Here is a 23951-nt window from a genome sequence, read left to right as displayed (position 1 = left end):
GGTATCCTCCCAATCGGCCCCGAAACTCTGGTTCAATCGATACGAGTTTTCCCTCGTCACCGACCGTCAAGTCTCAGGACGCGCGAAGGGTGTGTCGCTTTGCCATAACTGTCAAATGCGATCTTTGATGATTGCTATATCGAGACTGATATGGCTTAGGCTAGTGACGACGCTGCCGGATCCAGCTGGCGCGCCGGGCGTAGGAGTAGGGAAAAATCATGGCGGCGCTGCGAAATCCTGGTGGAATATCAGCCGGTTACGATGAGATTCCGCGCGATGGCGGAACCCTGCTGCGCAGCGGCTTGAGCCTGCGTCACATGCGTATGATCGCAGCCCTCGACGAGCACGGCCGGGTGAGTGCCGCGGCCCAGGTCATGAACATCTCGCAGCCGGCGGCTTCGCGCATGATCGCCGAGATGGAGGCGGTGCTCGACGTCAAGCTCTGCGAAAGGCTGCCGCGTGGCATCACGCTGACGCCCTATGGCAAGGCGTTGGCACGGCGCGCGCGGTCGATCCTGCTCGAGATGCGCGAGGTCGACCGCGAGATCTTCGAGCTCAAGGCGGGCAAGGGCGGCTCGGTGTTCCTGGGCGCGGTCACGGCACCGGCGATCGAGCTGGCGGTGCCGGCGATCCGCGAGATCCGGCGCCTCTATCCGCGCATCGAGATCACCATGCAGGTCGAGACCTCGAACGTGCTGGCGCGCGAGCTGATCGCCTCTCGGCACGATTTCATCATCGCCCGCATCCCCGACGACCTCAATCCGCGGCTGTTCGAGGCCCGCGTCATCGGCGTCGAGAAGGCCTGCCTGATCGTGCGCCGCGGCCACCCGCTGACCAAGGGCAAGGCAGTGCGGTTGGAAGACACCGCCGCCTATGACTGGGTTTTCCAGTCGGGCGGCTCGCCGCTGCGCCAAGCCATGGAAAGCAACTTTTTGAACCGCAACATCGCGCTGCCGGATCGCATCCTCAACACCAGCTCGCTGTTACTGACTCTGGTCATGGTCGCGCAATCCGACGCGATCGCGCCGGTGTCGATCCAGGTCGCGAAGTTCATTCAGAACCCCGAAGGGCTCGACGGCGCCATCGACGTCGTCCAGACCGAGTTCGACATCGAGGTCAGGCCCTACAGCCTGATCACGGTAAAGAACCGCGCGCTGTCGCCGGCGGCCAAGATGCTGCACGATTTTATTTTGCGGGAGGTGGGCTGAGGATTGGAGCGGGTAGCGGGGCGCATCCCGTGGCCGGCCAGACGACCAGACAGGCCCACCAGCAGCGGCGCCGATGCACGTCGGCCACAACTGCTGCGTGATGCTCAAAAAAAGCCCGCCAGCAGAAGCCAGCGGGCCAAGGGTAGACATTCCGGTTGGGGTCATTCGAGGCCCCGCCGACCCTCAATGTGAGATATTCGACGAACTGGCACATCGGCCAAACAGATGAAGGACGGCCAGCAGCTGTAAAACTGCCTGTAAAGCCGCAAGTTTTCAACATCGCCAACTCAGGCGCAACCCGTGTGGCAAAAGCTGGAGCGGGTAGCGGGAATCGAACCCGCGCGTTCAGCTTGGGAAGCTGACAAGCTACCATTACATCATACCCGCGCTGGTTCCTCCGATATCATGGCCCGGCGCCGATGCGCAAGCCGGTTTGAGGGCTCGGCTTGATGCCGGGCGGTCAACTGCGTATTTCTGGGCATGTGCCCGAATCGCGGCACCCGACTGTGGAGACAGGCCTTGTCCGCACTGAACCGCTTTCTCGGCGATACGCCGCTCCGGGTGATCTTGAAGCTGCTTGTGGTGTCGTTCCTCGTCGGCCTGGTCATGAACGCCTTCGGCTGGTCGCCGATGGACGTGCTCTACGGCATCCGCAAATTCTTCATCGACCTGTGGAATTTGGGCTTCCACGCCATCGACCGCTTCCTCGGCTACATCCTGCTCGGTGCCGCGATCGTCGTGCCGGCCTTCATCCTGCTCAGGATCGCCAATTTCAGGAAGTAGAGCATGATCCCAAAAAGTGGGAACCGGCTTTCGGAAAAGATCATGCTCAAACAAACAGCCTTTCACGCGTAGCCCGCAGCCACCTCGAACAGGATGGCGTGGCGTGCGGCAAGTGCTGCGACATCCGTCGAATAGCCGCCGCCGATAACGCCGCACACCGGGACGCCTAGCGTGCGGAAATGGCGGATCACCATATCGTCGCGGGCGCGCAGCCCGTCATTCGACAGCGCCAGCCTGCCGAGCCGGTCCTCGGCATGGACATCGACGCCGGCATTGTAGAAGACGAGATCCCAGCGCTTTCGCGCCGACAGCTCCGGCAGGATGGCGCCCAGCCGCTCCAGATAGGCTGCATCGCCGGTGCCGTCGGGCAGGGCGACGTCGAGGTTGGAGGCGATCTTGCGCGCGGGGTAGTTGCGGTCGCCATGCATGGAGAAGGTAAACACGCGCGGCTCGTCGTTCAGGATATCCGCCGTGCCGTCGCCCTGATGCACGTCGAGGTCGACGACCAGGATGTTTTGGGCGGCACCTTCGGCGAGCAGCACCAGCGCGGCAACGGCCACGTCGTTGAAGGTGCAGAAGCCGGCGCCTTGCGCGCGCCGCGCGTGATGACTGCCGCCGGCCGTGTTGCAAGCGATTCCGTTCAGCAAAGCCAGCCGCGCCGCCATCACCGTGCCGGCCGTTGCGAGCTGCGCCCTCAGCGAAACCCGCGGTCCCACGGGAAAGCCGATCTCGCGCTCGATCCTCACCGGCACGTCGCAGGCAAGCACCTGGTCGACATAGTCTGCCGCGTGGGCAAGCTTCAGCCATGATGGCCGCGCCACCGCTGGTGTGTTGAGCGCTTCGGGCCGCGCCAGGCCGCGTGCCCGCAAGGCGTCCATCAGCAGCGGATATTTGCTCATCGGGAAGCGGTGGTTGACGGCGAAACCGGCGTCGTAATCGGGATGATGAACGATCTGCAAGGACATGGGACGGCCGGTGCGCCAGAGGCGGGTTTCGGTTGACCATGCCGGGATGGATGGTTGCGCGAGGTCCGCAAACTGGGGCACATCGGCTAGCCGATCAAGCCGCAACAGGAAGCAACACACGTTTGGAGCAGGCTTTACCCACCGAAGCCCACGTCACCGAAGCCAGGGCTTTCGTCGTCACCAACCGTTCGGTGCTCGCCATCGCCGTGCCGATGACGCTTGCCTATCTGACGACGCCGTTGCTCGGAATTGTCGACACGGCGGTGGTCGGACAGTTCGGCGACGCCGCCCTTCTCGGCGGCCTGGCGGCCGGCGCCCTGATCTTCGACGTCGTTTTCACCACCTTCAACTTCCTGCGCTCCGGCACCACCGGCCTCGTCGCCCAGGCCTTCGGGCGCGGCGATGCACTGGAGGAGCAGGCGGTGTTCTGGCGCGCCGTGCTGATCGCGGTCGTCGCCGGCATCGTGTTTGCCGCACTTGCGCCCCTGGTTTCGGCTGCCGGGCAATGGTTCATCGGCGCCGAGCCGCGCGTCGGCGCGGCGATGGACGTCTATATCCGCATCAGGATGCTCGCAGCACCGTTCTCGCTTATCAATTACGCCATCCTTGGTTATGTGCTGGGGCGCGGCGAGGGCGGGCTAGGGCTGATGCTGCAATTGATACTGAACGGCATTAACATCGCCCTCTGCTTCCTGCTTGGCCTGGAGCTTGGCTGGGGTGTTGCCGGCGTCGCCTGGGCGACGCTCACCGGCGAATTCGTCGCCATGCTGCTTGGTCTCGCCATCGTCGGCCGGCGCTTCTGGGCCGCACCCAGGCTGCCACGCCATCGCGTGCTCGATCTGGCGGCATTCCTGCGCATGATGTCGCTCAATCGCGATATCATGATCCGCTCCTTCTCACTGCTCGCCGCCTTCGCGCTGTTCACCCGCCAGGGCGCGCAGTTCGGCACTCTGACGCTGGCCGCCAATGCCGTGCTGATGAACCTCTTCCTGGTTGCCGGCTATTTCCTCGATGGATTCGCCACCGCCGCCGAACAGCTCGCCGGGCGCGCCATCGGCGCCCGTGCCGCCACGGCGTTTGACCAGGCGGTGCGGCTGACGCTGTTCTGGGGGCTCGGTCTGGCCGGCGCTGCGACGCTCTTCTTGTTGCTGGAGGGCACGGATCTGATCGCCCTGATCACGACCTCGACAGACGTCCGCGCCATTGCCGACATCTACCTGCCGTGGGCGGCGTTCACTGCGCTCAGCGGCGCGCTGGCCTTCGAGATGGACGGGGTGTTCATCGGCGCGACATGGTCGCGCGACATGCGCAACATGATGCTGTTGTCGTTCCTGGCGTTCAGCGCCGCGTTGCTGATCCTGGCACCGGCGTTCGGCAATCACGGCCTGTGGGCCGCGCTGCACGTGTTCCTGCTGGTGCGCGGCTTTAGCCTGCTCGCTACATTGCGGCTGCGGGTGCGCACGGCCTTTAACTGATCGCTAAAGCGGTTTCGTCGCCCAGTGATCGAGGCGGCTGTCGCGAAGCTCGCGCAGCGATTTCAGCCCTTGACTGTCCATGAAACGGACCATGCCGGAAAGAATGCGCCCCGGCAGCGCCGGCCCGGCATAGATCATGCCGGTATAGAGCTGGACGAGATCGGCGCCGGCACGGATCTTTTCCAGCGCCGTCTCGGCGGAATCGACGCCACCGACGCCGATGATGGCGGAATCCGGGCCAAGCAGTTTTCGCATCCTTGCCAGCACGATGGTCGAGCGCTCGAACAAGGGTTTTCCCGAAAGCCCGCCGGTCTCGCCGGCAATGCCGGCGTTGCGCAGGCCGGGTCGCGCGATCGTGGTGTTGGAGATGATGACGCCGTCTATTTGCTTGTCGGTGATCTCGGCGGCGATGTCCTCCAGTTCGGCCTCGACCAGGTCCGGCGCGATCTTGAGGAAGACGGGCGGCTTTGCCGGTGCCGCCGCACGCGCGGCCATGACCCGCGACAGGAGTTCACCAAGCTGTTCGCGCGCCTGCATGTTGCGCAGGCCCGGCGTGTTTGGCGAGGAGATGTTGATCGTCAGATAGCCGGCGTATCGCGCAAACCTGATCACGCCGCGCTCATAGTCGCCGACGCGGTCGGCGCTGTCCTTGTTGGCCCCGACGTTGACGCCGACGACGCCGGCGCGGCCCTTGCGGGCAGCAAGACGTTTTTCCGCGGCGGCGTGGCCTTCATTGTTGAAGCCCAGCCGGTTGATCACTGCCCCGTCCGAAGGCAGCCGGAAGATGCGCGGCTTCGGATTGCCCGTCTGCGGCAGCGGCGTGATCGTGCCGACCTCGGCGAAGCCGAAGCCGAGGCCGAGCAGTGCGTCCGGCACTTCGGCATTCTTGTCGTAGCCGGCGGCCATGCCGAGCGGGTTCGGGAAATCGAGCCCGCAAAGGCTGACCTTTAGCTTGTCGTCTCGCAAAGGGCGCCCGGCGACCGGCAGGCCGCATCTCAGCGCGGCAATCGACAGCCCATGCGCGGTTTCCGGATCGAGCGTGAACAGCAGTTTCTGGCCGATCCGGTCGAACGCGCTCATTCGGCCTCCAGCGCCGGGAATTCGTGCCGGCCGTCGGCACCGAGCGGCAATGCCTGCACCGAGACGACCGCATCGAGGCCGAGCCCGCCATAAAGATGCGGGAACAAGGCGCCGCCGCGCGAGACCTCGTATTTCAGCGCATCGCCGAGGTGCGCGCCGTCGACGGCGACCAGCAGCAACCCGCTCTGGCCGGCGAAATGCTTGGCTGCCGTTTCCCGAACCTGCCCGGCGGTGGAAAAATGGATGAAGCCATCGGCGACGTCGATCGGCGCGCCGGTGAAGCGGCCTTCTCGTTCAGCCTCGCGCCACAGCGCCTCGGGAACTATCTTGTAGATGATCTCGGACATCGTTGCGCTATAGTCCGAACCGACGACGCGGGGAAGGGCAGGTCCGCGTTCTTCCCCATTTCAGGTTCTTCCCCAATTCCGGCGCAAACTGTGATAGATTGCGCCGACTGGCTCATGGAGGAAAACATGCGTCTGAAACACGTCTTGATCCCCGCAGCACTGGTCTCGCTTGTCGCAGCTTCGGCCTTTTCCGAGGAAGCCGATCGCTACCGGCTGGAAAAATCGGCCAATGGCTATGTGCGCATGGATACGCAGACCGGCGCCATGTCGCTCTGCGAGGAGCGTTCCGGTCAGCTCGTCTGCAAGACAGCGGCCGACGAACGTGCCGCCTTCCAGGATCAGATCGACCGGCTGCAAAATTCGGTGAAGGCGCTCGACGAACGCGTCGCCAAGCTCGAAAATTCGCTTGCCGCGCGTTTCGAATCGACTTTGCCCAGCGAGGAGGATTTCAACAAGACGATGGGCTACATGGAGCGCTTCCTGCGCAGCTTCATGGATATCGTCAAGGACATGGACAAGGACGAAGACGGCGCCAAGCCCAATTCGCAAAAGACCTAGGCAATTCGCAAAAAGACCTAGGGCGGGAATAGCAAGCCGGCCACGCCGAACAGCGGCGTAGCGTTATGATCGTTCAGATCCTGCAAGGCGGAAAATCGCCAACGGGATTCGGGGAGGGATATCACCGTTGGGCTACACATTCGTCATCGCCGACGATCATCCGCTTTTTCGCGGTGCATTGAGGGAGGCACTCGCCGGCATCGGAGATGTTGCCGCCATTCACGAGGCCGGCGATTTCGAAAGCGCCAAGGCGCTGGTCCTGGCCAATGAGGATGTCGATCTGGTCCTGCTCGACCTCTCGATGCCGGGCGCAAGCGGCCTTTCCGGCCTGATCTCGTTGCGCGGCATCCATCCGGCGGTGCCGATGATGGTGGTCTCGGCGCATGACGATCCGGTGACGATCCGGCGCGCGCTCGACCTGGGCGCCTCGGGGTTCATCTCCAAATCGGCCAGCATGGAAGAGATCCGCAATGCGGTGCAGTCGGTGCTCGCAGGTGATATCGCGGCACCCGCCGGGGTCGATCTCGGCGTCGAGCGCGATCCCGAGATTTCCGACCTGATCAAGCGGCTGCAGGCGCTGACGCCACAGCAGACGCGCGTGCTCGGCATGCTGGCGGAGGGACTGCTCAACAAGCAGATAGCCTATGAGCTCGGCGTCTCCGAAGCGACGATCAAGGCGCATGTCTCGGCCATCCTGCAGAAGCTCGGCGTCGACAGCCGCACCCAGGCGGTCATCCTTTTGTCCAAGATCGGCAGCGACCCGGTGCAGGCCGCCGGCTGATTCTTATTCGGCCGCCGGCGCCAGCGGCCTGACCCTGGCCATCATCGAGCGCAGCATCGCCGGTTTCAACGGCTTGCTGATCACCGGCACGTCGAGCCTGCCGGCGGCGGCGCGAACCTCGCTGGAGCGGTCGGCGGTGACCAGCACGGCCGGCAGGTCCTCGCCATGGATCGCACGCAACTGGGCGATCAATTCGAGGCCGGTCTTGTCGTCGAGATGATAGTCGGCAAGCACAATGTCCGGCCGATGCATGGCGGACCTGTCGAGATCCTCCGCGCCGGAAAGCGTATCGACGCTGCAGCCCCAGCCCTCGAGCAGCAGCCGCATGCCGTCGAGGATGCGGCCGTCATTGTCGATGCAGAGCACATGCAGCCCGGCAAGCGAGGTCGTAGCGCGGGCAGGCGGCTTCGCCTCGGCCTCGCGCCGCGGTGCCTGCACGGCCGCCACCGGCAGCAGCACGGAAAAGCGCGTGCCCTTGCCGGGATTGGAGAAGATCCGGATTTCAAGGCGCAGGACGCGGGCGATGCGGTCGACGATGGAGAGCCCCAAGCCGAGGCCTTCCGCCTCGCGCATGCCCTCGTCGAGCCGGGTGAATTCGCGGAACACGGTGTTGAGCTTGTCGCCGGCAATGCCGATGCCGGTGTCGATAACCTGGATCTCGGCCAGTTCGCCGCGCCGCCGCACGCCGACCAGGATGCGGCCATGGCGCGTATATTTGATGGCGTTGGAGACCAGGTTCTGGATCAGCCGGCGCAGCAGATTTCGATCCGTCATGACGCTGAGCGACGACGGCATGATCGAGAGTTCGAGCTTCTTTTCGGCGGCAAGCGGCCGGAAGTCGTTGCCGATCTGGCGCAGCAGCCCGTCGAGGCCGAAGCTCGTATCGTCCGGCTTCATCGCGCCGGCATCGAGGCGCGAAATGTCGAGCACCGCGCCGAGGATGGTCTCGACCGATTCCAGTGACGATTCGATATTCATCGCCGCCTTGCCGGCAGGCCCCTTGCCGGTCTTCTCGATCAGCGACGAGCAATAGAGGCGGGCGGCGTTCAGCGGCTGCAGGATGTCGTGGCCGGCGGCAGCGAGGAAGCGCGTCTTGCCGAGATTGGCCTCTTCGGCCAGCATCTGCGCCTGCGCCAGCTCCTCGTTGACGCGGGTGAGCTCGGCGGTGCGGCTCTTCACGCGCTGTTCCAGCGATTCATTGGCGCGCTTCAGCGCCAGATCCTGCTCGACGCGCCCTGAGATGTCGGCATAGGTGGCGACGATGCCGCCGTCCGGCATCGGATTGGAGCGCAATTCCAGGATACGCCCGCTGGTCTTCAGCTCCATCTGCCATGGGCTGACGAAGCTGGTCAGGCGGTTCAGCATGGTGACGCGCTGGTCTGGCGGTATATCGCCGCGCTCGGCAAGGTGGCGCAGGATACGATCGAGCGAGACGCCGACCTGGCCCATTTCGTCGGGCAGGTCGAACAGCGCCCGGTACTGGCGGTTCCAGCAGATCAACCGGAAATCGCGGTCGAAGACGGTGATGCCCTGTTCCATCTGGTCGAGTGCGATCTGCAGCAGGTCGCGATTGTGCTGTAGCGCCTCGGTGGCGTCGTCGAGCAGGCGGAAGGCGTCCTTGGATTCGCGGTCGTTGCGGCGCAGCAGCAGCGACAGGATCAGCCGCGCCGAGGAGGAGCCGACGGCACTGGCCAGAAGCTGCTCGGAGAAGCGGATGACATCCATGCTGGCCTGTTCGTTGCCGTGCAGTGAAGTGCCGCTGCTCTTCTCGAATGACTGGAAGGAGCGCTCGGTGCGTTCGACACCGAGATAGCGCGCGATCGTGTCCTTGAGGTCGTTGACGGTGATCGTGGTGCGGAAGCGGCGCAGGCTCGGCAGCGGCCCCGCCTCGCGCGGCACGAAGATCGACGCCTGGATGCGTTCCAGCGGCACCGACGCGCGCGACAGTGAGCCGAACACAAAAAACAGCGTGTTGATCGACAGGCTCCACAGCACGCCATGGTTCAGCGGCTCGGCGACGGTGCCGAACAGGGCTTGCGGCCGCAATGCATCGAAGCCGAACAGGCCGTGGACGAGGATGCCGGTCTCGGGCGCGGCGAGCGAGGGAAGCAGTAGCGTGTAGCTCCAGACGACGATGCCGGCCACCATGCCGAGTGCCGCACCCCTTCCGTTGGCGCCGCGCCAGACCAGGCCGCCGATCATTGCCGGCGCGAACTGCGCGATCGCGGCGAACGACATCAGGCCGATCGAGGATAGCCGCGCGCTGTTTGTGCTCTCGCGGTAGTAGAGGAAGGCGATGAACAGCATGATGAAGATCGCCGCCCGCCGCACATTGAGGATGAGCGTCGACCAGTCCTCGCTCTCTGAGGTCGTGGTCCGCAGCAGCCGGCGCACGAACAGCGGAATGATCAGGTCGTTGGAGATCATGATCGACAGCGCGACGCTTTCGACGATCACCATTGCCGTCGCCGCCGACAGGCCGCCGATAAAGGCGGCCATGGCCAGCACGTCGTGGCCGCTGAACAGCGGCAGTGACAGCACATAGAGGTCGCTGCTGGTCCTGGGGCCGACCAGTTCCAGGCCGGCCAGCGCGATCGGCAGCACGAACAGGTTGATTGCCACGAGATAGAGCGGAAACACCCATGTCGCCGTGCGCAGCTCAGCCTCGCTGCGGTTCTCGACGATGGTGACGTAGAACTGGCGCGGCAGCATGAGGATGGCAAAGCCGCTCAGGCATGTCAGTACCAGCCAGGTCGCGAGCGAGGTGTTGTAGCCCATCGCCTGGCGCACCTGCGTGTTTTCGGCGAGCCGGTCGAACATATCGCCTGGCCCGCCGAAGATCAGAAACGTGACCATCAGGCCTATCGCCAGGAAGGCGGCGAGCTTGACCACGGTCTCGACCGCCACCGCCAGCACCAGACCGTCCTGGTGTTCGGTGGCGTCGGCATGGCGCGTGCCGAACAGCACGGCAAACAGCGCCAGCAGCATGGCAACGACAAGCGAGATGTCGCTGACGAACGGATCGAACGACGGCGGCGAGCCGGTATAGTGCTCGACCATCAGGCTGACCGAGCCGGAGATCGCCTTCAATTGCAGCGCCATGTAAGGCACCGCGCCTATGGTTGCGATCAGCGTGGCGATCGCCCCGACAGCGAAGCTCTTGCCGTAGCGGGCGCCGAGAAAGTCGGCGATCGAGGTGATCTTCTCGGTCTTTGCCAGCCTGACGATGCGCTGCAGCAGCGGAAAGCCGAACACGAACACCAGAACCGGTCCGATATAGATGCCGAGGAATTCGAGGCCGCGCTCGGAGGAGAGCCCGACCGAGCCGAAGAAGGTCCAGGAGGTGCAGTAGATGGCGAGGCTGAGCGCATAGATAAAGGGCCGGGCGCGGCCAGGCCCGGATGAAGTCGAGCGCCGGTCGCCCAGGCTGGCGATAGCAAACAGCAACGTCACATAGGCGATCGCGATGATGACGATGAACCAGCCCTGCACGCCTCGAACTTCCTCCCTGCGCCGGCTTTTTCATCCGGCCTTGCAGACGCAATCACAGCTTGGCCACCGAGTCCATCGCGGCTTTCGGCGCATTATGGCCGCGGCTTCGCGCAATCCAGGCCGGGGAAACACGTCTTTGCTCCTGTCGCAACCGCAGGTTTTTGCTATTCTGCCTGCCGGTCGATGCCGAGGGCGTGGACGGCAGCACGGCCGGTCAGGAAAAGGAGGGTCGAATGCTGAAAGAGTTTCAGGAATTCATTTCCAGGGGCAATGTGATGGACCTGGCCGTCGCCGTCATCATCGGCGCTGCCTTCGGCAAGATCGTCACCTCGCTGGTCGACGACATCATCATGCCGGTCATCGGGGCGATTTTGGGCGGATTAGACTTCAACAACTACTTTCTGCCCTTGTCCTCGGCCGTTAACGCCACATCGCTGGCGGATGCCAAGAAACAGGGCGCGGTCTTCGCCTATGGCAGCTTCATCACCGTGGCGTTGAACTTCCTTATCCTCGCCTTCATTATCTTCCTGATGGTCAAGGCGGTGAACAATCTGCGCCAGCGGCTGGAGCGCGAGAAACCGGCTACCCCGGCCGCTCCGCCACCAGCCGACGTCGCGCTGCTCACCGAAATTCGCGATCTCCTCGCCAGAAAGTAGCGCCTGCGGCAACTTTCTGGACCAAAACCCCGGTCGCTTGCGGCCGGGGTTTTCTGTTTTCGTCCGCCCTGAAACACGCTAGCAGTCGAGCAAACGAAAACGGACCCATCCATGACCCTGATCGATACTCTGCGCGCCGAAGCGCGGGCGGCGCCCGAAAGCGGCATTGTCGCCGTCATGAATCGTGGCCGCGGCCGCGACGGTATGATCCCGCTTTGGGCCGGCGAGGGCGACCTGCCGACGCCTGCCTTCATCACCGATGCCGCCGCCAAGGCGCTGGCCGCCGGCGAGACCTTCTACACCTGGCAGCGGGGCATTCCCGAACTCAGGCAGGCGCTCGCCCGCTACTACACCAGGCATTTCGGCAAGACTTTCGCCAACGAAGAATTCATCGTCACCGGCTCCGGCATGCATGCCATCCAGATGGCCATCGACGCGGTGGCCGGCAAGGGCGACGAACTTGTCTACCTGTCGCCGGCATGGCCGAATTTCGCCGCCGCCGCCGGCGTGGCCGGCGCCGTTCCGGTTGCAGTCACCCTTGATCAGTCCGGCAATGGCTGGTCCTGCGATGTCGACAAGATCGCAGCGGCGATCACGCCACGGACCAAGGCGCTGTTCGTCAACACGCCGTCCAACCCGACCGGCTGGACCGCCGACAAGGAGACGCTGCAGGCAATCCTCGATCTCGCCCGCGAAAGGGGCCTGTGGATCATTGCCGACGAGATCTATTCGCTGTTCCACTACGGCCATGGCCGCGCGGCGTCGTTCATCGACATCATGGCCGATGAGGACCGCATCCTGTTCGTCAATTCCTTTTCCAAGAACTGGGCGATGACCGGCTGGCGCATCGGCTGGATCAAGATCCATCCCGCCTTGCAGCAGGTGTTCGAGAACCTGGTCCAGTATTCGACTTCCGGCGTTGCGCAGTTCATGCAGCGCGGCGCCGTCGTCGCCCTCGACGAGGGCGATGCCTTCATCGTCGAACAGGTGGAGCGGGCGAGGGCGGCGCGCGACCTCGTCTGCGGCATTCTCGCCGAAACCGGCAGGGCGCGGTTCACCGTGCCGCAGGGCGCGTTCTATCTGTTCTTCGCCGTCGACGGCATCACCGATTCCCGCGCTGCCGCTTTCGACATGGTCGACCGCGCCAATGTCGGCCTGGCCCCCGGCACCGCCTTCGGCCCCGGCGGCGAAGCTTTCCTCAGGCTATGCTTCCACCGCCGCCTCGACCAGCTCGAAGAAGCCGCGCACCGGCTGGCGAAATGGATGAAGACTGTGTGAGGTGTGTTGAGCTTCGCGCCAGGCATCGCAGCACTGAAAAATGAGGCGGCACCGATAGGCGGCTTCCGCAATGGTGCCCGTAGCGGCGGAGGTTACCCGCCCGACTTCGGCACCAGCAACGGAATGACGCGGTCGCTCTTGGCCACTGAAGGCCGGCCGGCCGAACCGTAGGGAATCCCCAACGCATCCCATGTCTCGACTAGCGCGTCCTGTAAGGAGGCAATCAGCGCGTCAGAATGGAACGGTGTCGGCGTGATGCGCAGCCGTTCGGTGCCGCGCGGCACTGTCGGGTAATTGATCGGCTGGATATAGATGCCGTGCACGCCGAGCAGGCGGTCGCTGGCCATCTTGCAGAGCTCGGGATCGCCGACCAGCAGCGGCACGATGTGGGTAGGTGACTCCATTACCGGCAGGCCGGCCGCGGCAAGCACTTCCTTGGTCCGCGTCGCCTGACGCAGCTGCGCGTCGCGCTCGGCCTGCGAGCGCTTGAGATGGCGGATCGAGGTGGTTGCCGCGGCAGCGATCGCCGGCGGCAGCGCCGTGGTGAAGATGAAGCCCGGCGCATAGGAGCGCACGGCGTCGATCACGGCGCTGGTGCCGGTGATGTAGCCGCCAAGCGTGCCGAACGCCTTGGCCAGTGTGCCCTCGATGATGTCGATGCGGTCGGCCAGCCCTTCGCGCTCGGTGATGCCGCCGCCGCGCGGCCCGTACATGCCAACGGCATGGACCTCGTCTATATAAGTCATCGCATTGTAACGCTCGGCGAGGTCGACGATCTGCTTGATCGGCGCGATGTCGCCATCCATCGAATAGACGCTCTCGAAGACGATCAGCTTGGCACGCTCGCGGCCGGCCGCCTGCAGCAGGCTTTCGAGATGCGCGACGTCGTTATGGCGGAAGATCTTCTTCTCGGCGCCCGAGCGCCGCACACCCTCGATCATCGAAGCGTGGTTAAGCTCGTCCGAGATGATCAGGCAATTGGGAAGCAGCTTTGCAATGGTCGAGATCGACGCTTCGTTTGAAACGAAGCCGGAGGTGAAAACCAGTGCCGCTTCCTTGTCGTGCAGGTCGGCAAGCTCCAGTTCGAGCTCGACCAGCGGGTTGCTGGTGCCCGAAATGTTGCGGGTGCCGCCGGCCCCCGATCCCATTTTGCCTGCCGCCTTCTGGAACGCGGCGATGACGTCGGGATGCTGGCCCATGCCGAGATAATCGTTGGAGCACCAGACGGTGATTTCCTCGGCGCGGCCATTGGCACGCCAGATGGCGCGCGGGAATTTTCCCACGATACGCTCAAGGTCGGCGAAGACGCGATAGCGACGCTCTGCATGGAGCTGGTCGATCGCTTCCTCGAAGAACCGCTGGTAATTCATGTCGCCTTCCCAATTTTGCGCGGGATCATAGTCATTGGCCTATTCGCCGTCCACCGCACCGTTTTGGTCAAAATGCCACGCCCCAGGCCTGTTCCTAACGACCACGGAACGTGGCCTATTCCCTTGATGTGGATCAATCTTGTTTCAGGACAATGCCACCCGCCGATGAGACTGGTTACCGCAGATTGTAATGGCCTGGCGGCAGGTTTTCCAGTACGGCGACGATTGAGACAGTTCCGATAAATCATGAATAGCGAGGATGCGGATGACGGTTTTGGTGACAGGCGGTGCCGGCTATATCGGCAGCCATATGGTCTGGGAGTTGCTGGACACGGGCGACAGCGTCGTCGTCCTCGACCGGCTTTCGACCGGCTTTGAATGGGCGGTGGCTCCGGAAGCAAAGCTCGTCGTCGGCGATGTCGCCGACAAGGAATTGGTCGCCTCGATCATCCGCGACAACAAGGTCGACGCGATCATCCATTTCGCCGGCTCGATTGTCGTGCCCGAATCGGTGGCCGACCCGCTTGCCTATTACGAGAATAACACCTGCAAGACACGCACCCTGATCGAGACCGCGGTGCGCGAAGGCGTGCCCAATTTCATCTTTTCCTCGACCGCCGCCGTCTATGGCGGCGCCGGCCTGGAGCCGGTACGCGAGGACGCCAGGCTTGCGCCGGAATCGCCCTACGGCCTGTCCAAGCTGATGAGCGAATGGATGCTCCGCGACGCGGCTATTGCCTATGGGCTGCGCTATACGGCGCTGCGCTATTTCAACGTCGCCGGCGCCGACCCGAAGGGCCGCACCGGCCAGTCGACGCCCGGCGCCACGCATCTGATCAAGGTCGCCTGCGAGACGGCGCTCGGCAAGCGCCCCTTCATGCAGGTGTTCGGCACCGACTATCCGACGCCGGACGGCACCTGCATGCGCGACTATATCCATGTCAGCGACCTGGCGGCGGCGCATCGGCTGGCCCTGCAGCGGCTGCGTGCCGGCGGATCGAGCCTGGTCGCCAATTGCGGCTACAGCCACGGCTATTCGGTGCTCGAGGTCATCGACAGCGTACGCCGCGTCTTCGGCCATGATTTCGAGGTGCGGATGGGCGAGCGCCGCCCCGGTGACGCCGCCGCGGTTGTCGCCAATTCGGAGCTGGCCCGCGGCGAACTCGGCTGGACCCCGCAGCGTGACAACCTCGACCAGATCGTCTCCGATGCGCTTGCCTGGGAGCGCATCCTGACCAGCAAGAATTCGGCTCTGGGCTAAGCGCGGGCTCTCCGTAAGGGCTCGTCGGCAGGAGGCAGAGGCGCTATTGAAGGGCCTCACGGCTGAGCGTGCAGGCGTTCGGCTGTGTTCGAGTTGGGGGCGGCATGAAAATATCGGTGCTTGGAGCCGGCGTCGTTGGCACGGCGGCGGCCTATTGTCTGGCCAGCGACGGCCATGAAGTCACGGTGATCGAGCGCCATCCGGCGGCGGCGCGCGGCACCAGCCAGTCGAATGCCGGCCTGGTATCTCCCGGCGATGCCACCGCCTGGGCTTCGCCCGCCGCGCTTAAAACGTTCCTGCGAGCCCTCTACAACCACGATCTCGGCATCAAGGTGCGGCTGCGCTTCGATCCGTATTTTGTCGCCTGGAGCCTGCGCTTCCTGCGCCAGTGCACGCATAAGCGCATGCGCGCCAACACCGAGATCAAGCTGCGCCTGGCGCTCTATTCGCGCAACTGCATCAACGCCATCTCCGCCGACACCGGCATCCACTATGACGAGCGCAAGAAAGGCATTCTGTATTTCTTCCGCTCGCAGCAGAGCTTTGATACCGGCACCGACAATTACCGCTATCTCGCCGAACATGGCCTGCCGATCGAGATCGTCGGCCGCGACCGGCTGGTCGAGCTCGAGCCCGGCCTTGCCGGAGCCAAGGACAAAATTGCCGGCGGCGTCTATTCGCCGATCGACCAGACCGGCGATTCCAGTCAATTCACGCAGCGCCTCGCTGCCTATGCCGCCGAAAAACTCGGTGTCCAATTCCTCTACGGCACGACGGTCGAAGGCCTCGACATCGACGGCGACCGGGTGCGCGCGGTGATGACCTCGGCCGGCCCGGTGGCCGGCGACGCCGTGGTCATTTCCATGGGGCCGGAGAGCGGTCTGCTCGGCCGCCGCTACGGCATCGACCTGCCCGTCTATCCCGTGAAGGGCTATACCGTGACCGTTCCGCTGGAAGATGAAAGCAACGGGCCGATCATGGGCGGCGCCGACGAGGACCGGCTGATCGGCTATTCCAGGCTGGGAAATCGGCTGCGGATGTCCTCGACGGCGGAGTTCACCGGTTTCGACCGCACGTTCAAGCCGCGCGATTTCAACTCGATCCTGAACACCGGCAAGGACCTGTTCCCCGGCGCCTTCGACGAGAGCAAGGCCGAGCTCTGGGCTGGACTTCGCCCGATGATGCCGAACTCCGTGCCGGTCATCGGCCGGGCGCGGTATGACAATCTATATCTCGATACCGGCCACGGCCATCTCGGCTGGACCATGGCCTGCGGTTCGGGAAAATTCCTTGCCGACGTGGTCGCCGGCCGCAAGCCGGAGATCGATCCACAAGGATTGCTCTACGCGGGCTAGCAACGGCCTGACCGCAGGGCGCCATGAGCTCGGCGGTCAGGCTCGTTCGTCGACTGCCGAACGCCAGGAGCGCACGTAACTTGTCCAGAGTGGATCGGCCGACGGTTCGGTCCTTTCGCCTCTGCCTTGCGGTGTCCCCTGGTCCGACGCCAGCAAGGCGGCGCCGATGCTGGTGCCTGTCGCAGCCGCGGAGGCAATGACGGCGCGCGCCGTCGCCGCAGCCAGCATGCGGGTGAACAGCCGGTTGCGGGCGAAGGGTCCTTCGACGATGGTTGACCCCCCGCCGCCGATCAGATCGAGGCAGGTCGCGGTCATCAGCGCCAGGTAGAACGAGATGGCGACAAAGCGCTGGCCGGCCGTCATACCTTCGGCGCTGAGCCACGCCGCGGCATAGTGCGGAAACGGCCCCGAATCCTGTTGGGTCGAAGGCAACAGGGACGTCTTGCGCGCGAGCACCGCGGCGACATCGTCTTCGGTCCAGTCTTCCGATTGGCCTTCCGTCAGCACGGAGAACTCGCGGCCACCCATGAAGCGCGCCGAGGGCACGGCATCGCCGAACGCGTTGACATTGACCAGCGTGTCGCGCGCCGGATCGAGCGTGACCTTGCTGCCGCCAACCGCCATCGACACCACCCAGGTGCCGGTCGAGACGACGGAGAAAGGCGGCTTGTCGGACAGGAGATGCGGCAGCAGCGAGGCGTTGGAATCGTGCAGGCCGCAATACACCGGCGTTTGCGGATCGAGGCCGGTTTGCCGCGCCAGAGCGGGCAGGATCGGGCCCAAGCGGTCCTTGGCCTGCCGCACCGGCGCCATTAGCCGGCGCCATTCCAGCCGGTCGACCAGTGAGGAAAAATCCGCTTTCCACGGGTTCCACAGATCGGTGTGGCAGCCGAGCGAAGTCACCTCGCTGGCGGCGACGCCGGTCAGGCGCAAGGCCCAGTATTGCGGATACATCAGCATCGCGGCGGCCCTGGCGAAATCCGCTGGAAAGCGCTTCTGCTGCCAGAACAACTGCGCGCCGAGATTGAGGCCGGCCGGCAGGCGCGGCGTGCCGGTCTCGGTGAAAGGCGGGCGGATCGCGTCGTAGTCCTTGGCGAAGGCATCCGGACCGTCGAACTCGTAATCGAGCACCGGCAGCGCCAGTTCGCCTGATGCGTCGGCCAGCACCGCCGTTGCGCCATGGGTGGTGATCGATATCGCGTCGATGCGCTGCTCGCGATCGATCTCGGCCAGGCTGCCGAGGATGAACGCCCATAACCGCTCGACGTCGTGGTGCGGATACGGGCGTTGCCGAACCGGCTCGTTGACCATCCTGCGCAGCGCCACTTCGCTTGCTGCGGCGAGATCGACCAGCGCCACCTTGGCGTTGGTCTTGCCGATATCGATGACGGCGACGTGGCGGGTCATTCCATATGGAACATTGTTTCCAGCGGCACCGCCACCGGCTCGTTGTTCGGCTTGGTTTCCATGATGTCTGCCATCTCGGCCCACCAGCGCTGCATCGCCGGATGCTTAGGCAATTCGTCCATGCCATGGTCGTTACGGCGCCACAGCACGCCGAACAAGGTGTTGGTCTCCTCGTCGAGATGGATCGAGTAATCGGAGATACCAGCCTGTTTTAGCAACGCGACGAGTGACGGCCAGATGTCGTCGTGGCGCCTCTTGTATTCGGCCTTCATGCCGGGATTGAGCTTCATCTTGAACGCATATTTTTCGGGCATCAGGCAAAGCGCTCCCGCCGCACGCGCTGCCACAGGATCGGCAGCGCGATGACGATGATCAGCAGCAGGCCGATGAAGATCGACATGACGATCCCCGGCACGTTGAGCAGGCCAAGACCGAAGGTCACCAGCCCCATGATGAAGGCCGCCAGCACGACGCCCAGAATGCTGCCGGCGCCGCCGAGAATGCTGACGCCGCCGAGCACCACCATGGTGATGACTTCGAGTTCGTAGCCCTGCGCGATCGACGGCCGGGTCGAGCCGAGCCGTGACGTAATCAGCACCGAGGCGATGCCCGCCATCAGGCCGGTCAGGCAAAACAGGATGAACTTGATGCGGCCGACACGCACGCCGGAAAACTGCGCCGCAACCGGGTTGTTGCCGATGGCAAAGACCCGGCGGCCGAAGCTCGTCCGGTGCAGAAGGAACCAGTAGACGACGGCCGCGACCAGGAAAAGCGTCAGTTCGAACGACACCACCCACCAGACATAACCTTGGCCGAAGAAGGCGAAGCTCGCGGGATAGCCCTTGTAGGCCTGGTCGCCGAGGATGATGAAGGCAACGCCGCGAAACAGGCTCATCGTGCCGATGGTGACGACGATCGACGGCAGCCCCAGCCTGGTGACGAGCAGCCCGTTGAAGGCGCCGCAGCCGAGCCCGACGACGATGCCGATTGCCACCAGGACAGGCGTGCCGGCGCCGGCCTGCACCGCCATGCCCATCATCGTCGAGGCGAGTGCGATGATAGCGGCGACCGACAGGTCGATTTCGCCGGAGATGATCAGCAGTGCCATGGCCAGCGCGATCAGCGCCTTTTCGGTGAAGTTGAAAGTCAGGTCCGACAGCGACCACGCGTCGAGGAAATAGGGCGAGGCAAAACTGTTGACGGCAAAGATGGCGACCGCCACGACGACCAGCAGCGCCTCCCATGAGAAGATCGCCGCAGTGAACCGCTTGTCGAGTCGGTTCGGAACATGGCGCGGGGCAGGGGTATCGGTCATGCCACTTCCGCCTTTTTGAGGATGATGCGGCCTTGCCGGCGTTCGCCGCGCGCGTTGAGCACCACGGCCAGGATGATGGCGCTGCCCGAAATCGCCATTTGCCAGAAGGGCGAGATATTGATCACCGGCAGCGCGTTGGAGATGATACCGAGGAACAGCGCGCCGAGCACCGCGCCGCCGACCGAGCCGATGCCGCCGGCGATGGAGATGCCGCCGATGACGCAGGCGGCGATGATGTTGAGCTCATAGCCGTTGGCGACCTCGACCGAGGCGATGACGTAGCGCGAGATCCAGAGATAGCCGCAGAGGCCGCCGATCATCCCCGAAATGCAGAAGACGATGAATTTCGTCCGGCCGACGTCGATGCCGGCATAGACCGATGCGGTCGGGTTGACACCGATGGCGTAGATCGAGCGGCCGAGCGCCGTGCGCGTCATCACAAGGAAGAACAAGGCGATGACCAGCAGGGCAATCCATGACAGCACCGGTATGCCGAGGAACGTCGCGCGCTGCAGGCCGATGAAATCGGGGCTCATCTGGTCGGCGTTGACCCAGGCGCCGCCTGAAATAACGAAGGTGGCGCCGCGGTAGATGGTGAGAGTGCCGAGCGTTACCACGATCGAGGGAATGTTCAGCCGCCACACCAACAGGCCATTGATGGCGCCGAGCACCAGGCCGACCAGAAGTGCGATGACGATCAGCAGCGGGATCGGGATTGCCGGATGCGCGGCGTTCAGCATCGCCACCACCATGCCGGTGAAGCAGAGATTGGCTGCCATCGACAGGTCGATCGAGCGGGTCAGGATAACCACCATCTGGCCGAGCGCCAGGATCATCAGGATCGACGTGTCGTTGAACACCTGGCGCACATTGCCGGGAGCGGCAAAGCCCGGAAAACGCATCGAGATCAGCCCGATCAGCACGGCGATTGCCGCCAGCAGCCAGACTTCGCGGTATTTGAGAAGAGCCTTCATGCCGCGATCCCCGCTGCCGTCCTGACCAGCGTTTCGGCGTCGAGCCCCTTATTGTCGTAGACCGCGGCAATGCGGCCCTCGCGCATAACGACGACACGGTCGGACATGCCGAGAATTTCCGGCAGTTCGGACGACACCATGATAACCGACAGGCCTTGCGCGACGAGCTCGGCCATGAAGCCGTGCACGGCGGCCTTCGAGCCGATGTCGATGCCCTTGGTCGGCTCGTCCAGTATGATCACCTTGGGCGCGGTCGCCAGCCATTTGGCGATGACGATCTTCTGCTGGTTGCCGCCCGACAGCGTGCCGACGTCCTGGCTGAGCGAGGAGGCGCGCAGGTCGAGCCGCTCTGTGTAGGAGCGGGCTAGCGCAAACTCTTCCGCCAGCCGCAATATGCCGGATTTGGAGGTTCGCTTGAGCGACGGCAGCGAGACATTCTGGAAGATCGGCAGGCCGATCACCACACCTTGCTTGCCGCGCTCCTCCGGCACATAGACGATACCGGCATCGATCGAATCCGCCGCCGATTTCGGCGCGATCGCCTTGCCTTCCAGCGTGATCGTGCCGCCGCTGGTGTGGGTGATGCCTGATATCGCCTGCATCACCTCGCTGCGCCCGGCGCCGACAAGACCGTAGAAGCCGAGGATCTCGCCCCTGTGCAGCTCGAAGCCGATATCATCGAACTCGGTCGGATGCGACAGGCCGGAGACGGCCAGCACCGGCGCGCCGATCTCGGCCTTGCGCTGCGGAAAGATGTGGTCGACCGCGCGGCCGACCATCATGCGCACGATCTGGCTCTGGCCGGCGTCCTTGATCAGGCCTTCGCCGACCATCTCGCCGTCGCGGAACACGGTATAGCGGTCGGCGATGCGGTAGATCTCATCGAATTTGTGGCTGATGAACAGGATCGCCTTGCCGTCGCTCTTGAGGAATTCGATCAGCAGGAAAAGCTCTTCGATCTCCTTCATCGAAAGCGCCGCCGTCGGCTCGTCCATGATGACGATCCGCGCGTCGATCGACATGGCGCGGGCAACGGCGACGAGATGCTTGTTGGCGATGCCGAGATCCTTCAGCCTGGCATCGGCGTCGATATGGCCGGCACCCATCGTGTCCAGCACTTCGCGGGCGTTCTTGCGCATCGTGCGCCAGTCGATGGTCTTGAAGCGGGTGCGCGGCGCATGGCCGAGGAAGATGTTTTCGGCCACCGTCAGGTCGTCGAACAGCACGGTTTCCTGATGGATGGCGGTGATGCCATGCCCGAAGGCGGCATGGGCGCTGGGCAAGGCGACGGGCTGGCCGTCGATGCTGATCGTGCCCGCATCCGGCTGATAGATGCCGGTCATGATCTTGACCAGCGTCGACTTGCCGGCGCCGTTCTCGCCGATCAGCGCGGTCACCTGGCCGGGATAGAGCGACAGGCTGACATCGTGCAGCGCGCGCACGCCGGGAAAGCTTTTCGAGATGCCGGACAGCGTCAGCCGCGGCCCGGGAGACAAAGGCGCTTCCTTCGCCACTTCGTGTTGGGCTGTCGTGTCCATAATCGTATCAAGCCCTGAAACTAGGTCCGGTTGAGGCCGCGGCGGGGCCAAGGTCCCGCCGCACCAGTTCGAAGGCTCCACGATCAATAGATCTTGGAGAACTTTTCGATGTTCGACTTGTCGAACTGGAAGGGCGGAGCCATCGCAGCCGAGTTGGTGTCGTCGAGCGTGACCTTGCCGACGCGGCCGATCGACAGCGTAGCACCGGGCTTCGCCTCTTCCTTCTTCACCGCCAGGTCGTGGGCGAGGTAGACGGCCGAATAGCCGAGGTCGATCGGGTTCCACAGCGCAACCGCTTGGCTGGCGCCATTGTCGATGAACTTCTTGAACTCCGATGGCAGCGCCAGGCCGGTGACGTTGACCTTGCCGATCAGGCCTTCATCGGTCACCACCTGCGCGGCGGCAACGACGCCGACCGTGGTCGGTGCGATGATCGCCTTGAGGTTCGGGTAGGACTTCAGCAAGCCCTTGGCCTCGTCCGTGCTCTTGGCCGAGTCGTCGTCGCCATAGACGGTGGCGACGAGCTTGATCTTGGGGAACTTCTCCGGCAGCACCTTCTTGGCCGCGTCGATCCAGGCGTTCTGGTTGGTCGCGGTGGACGAAGCCGACAGGATGGCGACATCGCCGCCTTCCGGCAGGTAGTCGGCGGCAAGCTTGATGATGGTCTCGCCGATCAGGTTGGTGTCGGAAGGGTTGAGGTGAAGCTGGCGGCCTTCCGGCGCGACGCCTGAATCCCACGAGATGACGGTGATGCCGCGTTCCATCGCCTTCTTCAGCGCCGGAACCAGCGCGTCGGCGTCATTGGCCGAAATGGCGATGGCGTTGACCTTCTGGGCGATCAGCGAATTGACCACTTCGATCTGCGCTTCGGCGGTCGCCTTGGTCGGGCCGGTGTAGATGATCTCGACGTCGCCGAGTTCCTTGGCCGCCTCTTCGGCGCCCTTGTTGGCGGCGTCGAAGAAGCCGTTGCCGAGCGACTTCACCACCAGCGCGATCTTGACGTTTTCGGCATAGGCGGCATTCACGAACATGGCGGCGGAAAACGCCGCCGTAACCATCAGTTTCTTCAGAAAGCTCATCGAATATCCTCCCTTGAGCGTTGCATTCCATCGCCGCTGCGGGCGTGAGTTTTCTCAGGCCTGCAGCGAAGATTCTTCCTTGTTGCTTGCCGTTGTGCGGGCGACGATCAGCGTCACGCCGGCGGTCTCCAGCATCTTGGCTTCGCGATCCTCGATGCCGTCGTCGGTGATCACCGTGGCGATGCGCGACAGGCCGCACAGGATCAGGCTCGAGCGCTTGCGGAATTTCGAGGAGTCGACCAGCACCACCAATTCGTCCGCCTGGTCGATAAGCTTCTGCTCGGCCTGGATCAGCAGCGGGTCGCCTTCCATAAGACCCAGCGGCCCCAGTCCCTGCGCGCCCATGAACATGCGGCGCGCGTAGAAATTGCGCGTCACGTCATTGTCGAAGGGCGACAGGATGATGTTCTGCTCGCGGTAGATGGTGCCGCCCGACAGCATCACCGTGTTCTTGGAATGCCTGAGCAGGTGCTCGGCGATCGGAAAGGAATTGGTGAAGATCGGCATGCGGCGGCCGCTCAGGAAATGCACCATCTGGAACGTGGTGGTGCCGCCATTGATGATGATCGGCTCGCCGTCCTTGCAGAGTTCCACGGCCTCTCGTGCGATCGCCCGCTTCTGCGAAGCGTTGATCGTCTCGTTGACGGAAAACGGCCGGCCGGCAAGGCCGATGAACTGCGGAGGCGAGAGCGCCTCGGCGCCGCCGCGCACCCGGCGCAGGCGCTTTTGCACATGCAATGCCGCGAAGTCGCGCCGGATCGTCGCCTCCGACGACTCCGTCAGGTCGACCATCTCCTGCACCGTCACCACAGGCTTTTCCTGGACGGCGGACAGAATGATCCTGTGGCGCTCTTTCTCGTGCATGGTTCCTCCCTGCTTGAGCATCTAGGCACCCCAAGCGCGCAGTGTCAATCATTTCCGATCAGATAATTTCATTGTGCAGTGCAATATGATTGGTATTGATCGTTTGTGATTGACAAGACGGCCGCTTGCGTAGAAATTCGGACAAAAGGGACCCGCGCCGTTTGC

Annotated in this window: 21 protein-coding genes and 1 tRNA gene; 9 read left to right on the top strand and 13 right to left on the bottom strand. The window is 63.9% G+C overall.

The genetic code is table 11. The annotated features are described in order from the left end of the window. The first annotated feature begins 218 nt into the window (after positions 1-218). A complete protein-coding gene (locus NKH89_RS08465) occupies positions 219-1208 on the top strand; it encodes a LysR family transcriptional regulator (protein WP_352482475.1) in 990 nt (329 codons plus the stop codon). A gap of 313 nt (positions 1209-1521) precedes the next feature. Here NKH89_RS08465 and NKH89_RS08460 read toward each other — a convergent pair. Next, positions 1522-1595 (bottom strand) — tRNA-Gly (locus NKH89_RS08460). Between the two features lie 132 nt (positions 1596-1727). Here NKH89_RS08460 and NKH89_RS08455 point away from each other — a divergent pair. Next, the gene (locus NKH89_RS08455) at positions 1728-1991 is read left to right on the top strand and encodes a DUF6460 domain-containing protein (RefSeq protein WP_352475918.1); all 264 of its coding nucleotides are present in this window, start codon (positions 1728-1730) and stop codon (positions 1989-1991) included. A gap of 62 nt (positions 1992-2053) precedes the next feature. On the opposite strand, the gene NKH89_RS08450 is transcribed toward NKH89_RS08455, so the two are convergent. After that, the gene (locus tag NKH89_RS08450) at positions 2054-2956 is read right to left on the bottom strand and encodes a histone deacetylase family protein (protein WP_352482474.1); all 903 of its coding nucleotides are present in this window, start codon (positions 2954-2956) and stop codon (positions 2054-2056) included. 50 nt (positions 2957-3006) lie between these two features. Between NKH89_RS08450 and NKH89_RS08445 the strand changes: the two genes are divergently transcribed. Then, on the top strand, positions 3007-4431 hold the full coding sequence (locus NKH89_RS08445; RefSeq protein ID WP_352482506.1) for an MATE family efflux transporter: 1425 nt from the start codon (positions 3007-3009) through the stop codon (positions 4429-4431). Between the two features lie 3 nt (positions 4432-4434). Here the strand turns inward: NKH89_RS08445 and NKH89_RS08440 are convergent, their stop codons facing one another. Further along, positions 4435-5511 (bottom strand): quinone-dependent dihydroorotate dehydrogenase, encoded by a 1077-nt coding sequence (locus NKH89_RS08440; RefSeq protein ID WP_352482473.1) that lies wholly within the window; start codon positions 5509-5511, stop codon positions 4435-4437. After that, entirely contained in the window at positions 5508-5858 is a 351-nt protein-coding gene (locus NKH89_RS08435) for a DUF952 domain-containing protein (protein ID WP_352482472.1), read from the bottom strand. Before NKH89_RS08435 ends, NKH89_RS08440 begins: the two co-directional genes overlap by 4 nt. Before the next feature lie 126 nt (positions 5859-5984). Between NKH89_RS08435 and NKH89_RS08430 the strand changes: the two genes are divergently transcribed. Together NKH89_RS08430 and NKH89_RS08425 are read left to right on the top strand one after the other, a co-directional pair. Beyond that, the gene (locus tag NKH89_RS08430; protein WP_352493790.1) at positions 5985-6416 is read left to right on the top strand and encodes a hypothetical protein; all 432 of its coding nucleotides are present in this window, start codon (positions 5985-5987) and stop codon (positions 6414-6416) included. Positions 6417-6534: 118 nt separating this feature from the next. Next, positions 6535-7197, top strand: coding sequence for a response regulator (locus NKH89_RS08425; RefSeq protein ID WP_502893818.1), 663 nt, complete (start codon positions 6535-6537; stop codon positions 7195-7197). A gap of 3 nt (positions 7198-7200) precedes the next feature. On the opposite strand, the gene NKH89_RS08420 is transcribed toward NKH89_RS08425, so the two are convergent. Further along, entirely contained in the window at positions 7201-10689 is a 3489-nt protein-coding gene (locus NKH89_RS08420; RefSeq protein ID WP_352547900.1) for a PAS domain-containing hybrid sensor histidine kinase/response regulator, read from the bottom strand. A 233-nt stretch (positions 10690-10922) separates the two neighbouring features. Between NKH89_RS08420 and mscL the strand changes: the two genes are divergently transcribed. Beyond that, positions 10923-11345: a large conductance mechanosensitive channel protein MscL gene (mscL, locus tag NKH89_RS08415; protein WP_023719476.1), complete on the top strand. Its 423-nt coding sequence runs from the start codon at positions 10923-10925 to the stop codon at positions 11343-11345. Positions 11346-11456: 111 nt separating this feature from the next. Next, positions 11457-12623 carry a pyridoxal phosphate-dependent aminotransferase gene (locus NKH89_RS08410; protein WP_352547899.1) on the top strand — a complete coding sequence of 389 codons (1167 nt, stop codon included), beginning with the start codon at positions 11457-11459 and terminating at the stop codon, positions 12621-12623. A 92-nt stretch (positions 12624-12715) separates the two neighbouring features. On the opposite strand, the gene hemA is transcribed toward NKH89_RS08410, so the two are convergent. Then, positions 12716-13993: a 5-aminolevulinate synthase gene (gene hemA / locus NKH89_RS08405; protein WP_023719474.1), complete on the bottom strand. Its 1278-nt coding sequence runs from the start codon at positions 13991-13993 to the stop codon at positions 12716-12718. Positions 13994-14258: 265 nt separating this feature from the next. Between hemA and galE the strand changes: the two genes are divergently transcribed. Continuing rightward, the gene (gene galE / locus NKH89_RS08400; protein ID WP_023719473.1) at positions 14259-15254 is read left to right on the top strand and encodes a UDP-glucose 4-epimerase GalE; all 996 of its coding nucleotides are present in this window, start codon (positions 14259-14261) and stop codon (positions 15252-15254) included. 104 nt (positions 15255-15358) lie between these two features. Then, entirely contained in the window at positions 15359-16609 is a 1251-nt protein-coding gene (locus NKH89_RS08395; RefSeq protein ID WP_352482468.1) for a D-amino acid dehydrogenase, read from the top strand. 36 nt (positions 16610-16645) lie between these two features. Here the strand turns inward: NKH89_RS08395 and NKH89_RS08390 are convergent, their stop codons facing one another. From NKH89_RS08390 to NKH89_RS08360, 7 genes are all read right to left on the bottom strand, one after another. Next, positions 16646-18016 (bottom strand): FGGY-family carbohydrate kinase, encoded by a 1371-nt coding sequence (locus tag NKH89_RS08390; RefSeq protein ID WP_352515896.1) that lies wholly within the window; start codon positions 18014-18016, stop codon positions 16646-16648. After that, on the bottom strand, positions 18013-18330 hold the full coding sequence (rhaM, locus tag NKH89_RS08385) for an L-rhamnose mutarotase (RefSeq protein WP_352493794.1): 318 nt from the start codon (positions 18328-18330) through the stop codon (positions 18013-18015). The genes NKH89_RS08390 and rhaM overlap by 4 nt, the downstream gene beginning before the upstream one ends. Then, positions 18330-19331, bottom strand: coding sequence for an ABC transporter permease (locus tag NKH89_RS08380; protein ID WP_352908593.1), 1002 nt, complete (start codon positions 19329-19331; stop codon positions 18330-18332). Before NKH89_RS08380 ends, rhaM begins: the two co-directional genes overlap by 1 nt. Continuing rightward, positions 19328-20305 (bottom strand): ABC transporter permease, encoded by a 978-nt coding sequence (locus NKH89_RS08375; protein ID WP_352493795.1) that lies wholly within the window; start codon positions 20303-20305, stop codon positions 19328-19330. The genes NKH89_RS08380 and NKH89_RS08375 overlap by 4 nt, the downstream gene beginning before the upstream one ends. Next, positions 20302-21843 (bottom strand): sugar ABC transporter ATP-binding protein, encoded by a 1542-nt coding sequence (locus NKH89_RS08370; protein ID WP_352493796.1) that lies wholly within the window; start codon positions 21841-21843, stop codon positions 20302-20304. Before NKH89_RS08370 ends, NKH89_RS08375 begins: the two co-directional genes overlap by 4 nt. 83 nt (positions 21844-21926) lie before the next feature. Continuing rightward, positions 21927-22922: a rhamnose ABC transporter substrate-binding protein gene (gene rhaS / locus NKH89_RS08365; RefSeq protein WP_023719466.1), complete on the bottom strand. Its 996-nt coding sequence runs from the start codon at positions 22920-22922 to the stop codon at positions 21927-21929. Between the two features lie 54 nt (positions 22923-22976). Further along, a complete protein-coding gene (locus NKH89_RS08360) occupies positions 22977-23786 on the bottom strand; it encodes a DeoR/GlpR family DNA-binding transcription regulator (protein ID WP_352908592.1) in 810 nt (269 codons plus the stop codon). Positions 23787-23951 lie beyond the last annotated feature (165 nt).

The sequence above is a fragment of the Mesorhizobium sp. M0923 genome (assembly GCF_040319365.1).
In the GTDB taxonomy this organism is placed as follows: domain Bacteria; phylum Pseudomonadota; class Alphaproteobacteria; order Rhizobiales; family Rhizobiaceae; genus Mesorhizobium.
This window is presented reverse-complemented; position numbering and strand designations above follow the sequence as displayed.

Excerpts from the sequence above, each read along its gene's own strand:
- NKH89_RS08465 (WP_352482475.1), top strand. The coding sequence starts at position 219 with ATGGCGGCGCTGCGAAATCCTGGTGGAATATCAGCCGGTTACGATGAG.
- NKH89_RS08450 (WP_352482474.1), bottom strand. The coding sequence starts at position 2,956 with ATGTCCTTGCAGATCGTTCATCATCCCGATTACGACGCCGGTTTCGCC.
- NKH89_RS08445 (WP_352482506.1), top strand. The coding sequence starts at position 3,007 with ATGGTTGCGCGAGGTCCGCAAACTGGGGCACATCGGCTAGCCGATCAA.
- NKH89_RS08440 (WP_352482473.1), bottom strand. The coding sequence starts at position 5,511 with ATGAGCGCGTTCGACCGGATCGGCCAGAAACTGCTGTTCACGCTCGAT.
- NKH89_RS08435 (WP_352482472.1), bottom strand. The coding sequence starts at position 5,858 with ATGTCCGAGATCATCTACAAGATAGTTCCCGAGGCGCTGTGGCGCGAG.
- NKH89_RS08430 (WP_352493790.1), top strand. The coding sequence starts at position 5,985 with ATGCGTCTGAAACACGTCTTGATCCCCGCAGCACTGGTCTCGCTTGTC.
- mscL (WP_023719476.1), top strand. The coding sequence starts at position 10,923 with ATGCTGAAAGAGTTTCAGGAATTCATTTCCAGGGGCAATGTGATGGAC.
- NKH89_RS08410 (WP_352547899.1), top strand. The coding sequence starts at position 11,457 with ATGACCCTGATCGATACTCTGCGCGCCGAAGCGCGGGCGGCGCCCGAA.
- hemA (WP_023719474.1), bottom strand. The coding sequence starts at position 13,993 with ATGAATTACCAGCGGTTCTTCGAGGAAGCGATCGACCAGCTCCATGCA.
- galE (WP_023719473.1), top strand. The coding sequence starts at position 14,259 with ATGACGGTTTTGGTGACAGGCGGTGCCGGCTATATCGGCAGCCATATG.
- NKH89_RS08395 (WP_352482468.1), top strand. The coding sequence starts at position 15,359 with ATGAAAATATCGGTGCTTGGAGCCGGCGTCGTTGGCACGGCGGCGGCC.
- NKH89_RS08390 (WP_352515896.1), bottom strand. The coding sequence starts at position 18,016 with ATGACCCGCCACGTCGCCGTCATCGATATCGGCAAGACCAACGCCAAG.
- rhaM (WP_352493794.1), bottom strand. The coding sequence starts at position 18,330 with ATGCCCGAAAAATATGCGTTCAAGATGAAGCTCAATCCCGGCATGAAG.
- NKH89_RS08380 (WP_352908593.1), bottom strand. The coding sequence starts at position 19,331 with ATGACCGATACCCCTGCCCCGCGCCATGTTCCGAACCGACTCGACAAG.
- NKH89_RS08375 (WP_352493795.1), bottom strand. The coding sequence starts at position 20,305 with ATGAAGGCTCTTCTCAAATACCGCGAAGTCTGGCTGCTGGCGGCAATC.
- NKH89_RS08370 (WP_352493796.1), bottom strand. The coding sequence starts at position 21,843 with ATGGACACGACAGCCCAACACGAAGTGGCGAAGGAAGCGCCTTTGTCT.
- rhaS (WP_023719466.1), bottom strand. The coding sequence starts at position 22,922 with ATGAGCTTTCTGAAGAAACTGATGGTTACGGCGGCGTTTTCCGCCGCC.
- NKH89_RS08360 (WP_352908592.1), bottom strand. The coding sequence starts at position 23,786 with ATGCACGAGAAAGAGCGCCACAGGATCATTCTGTCCGCCGTCCAGGAA.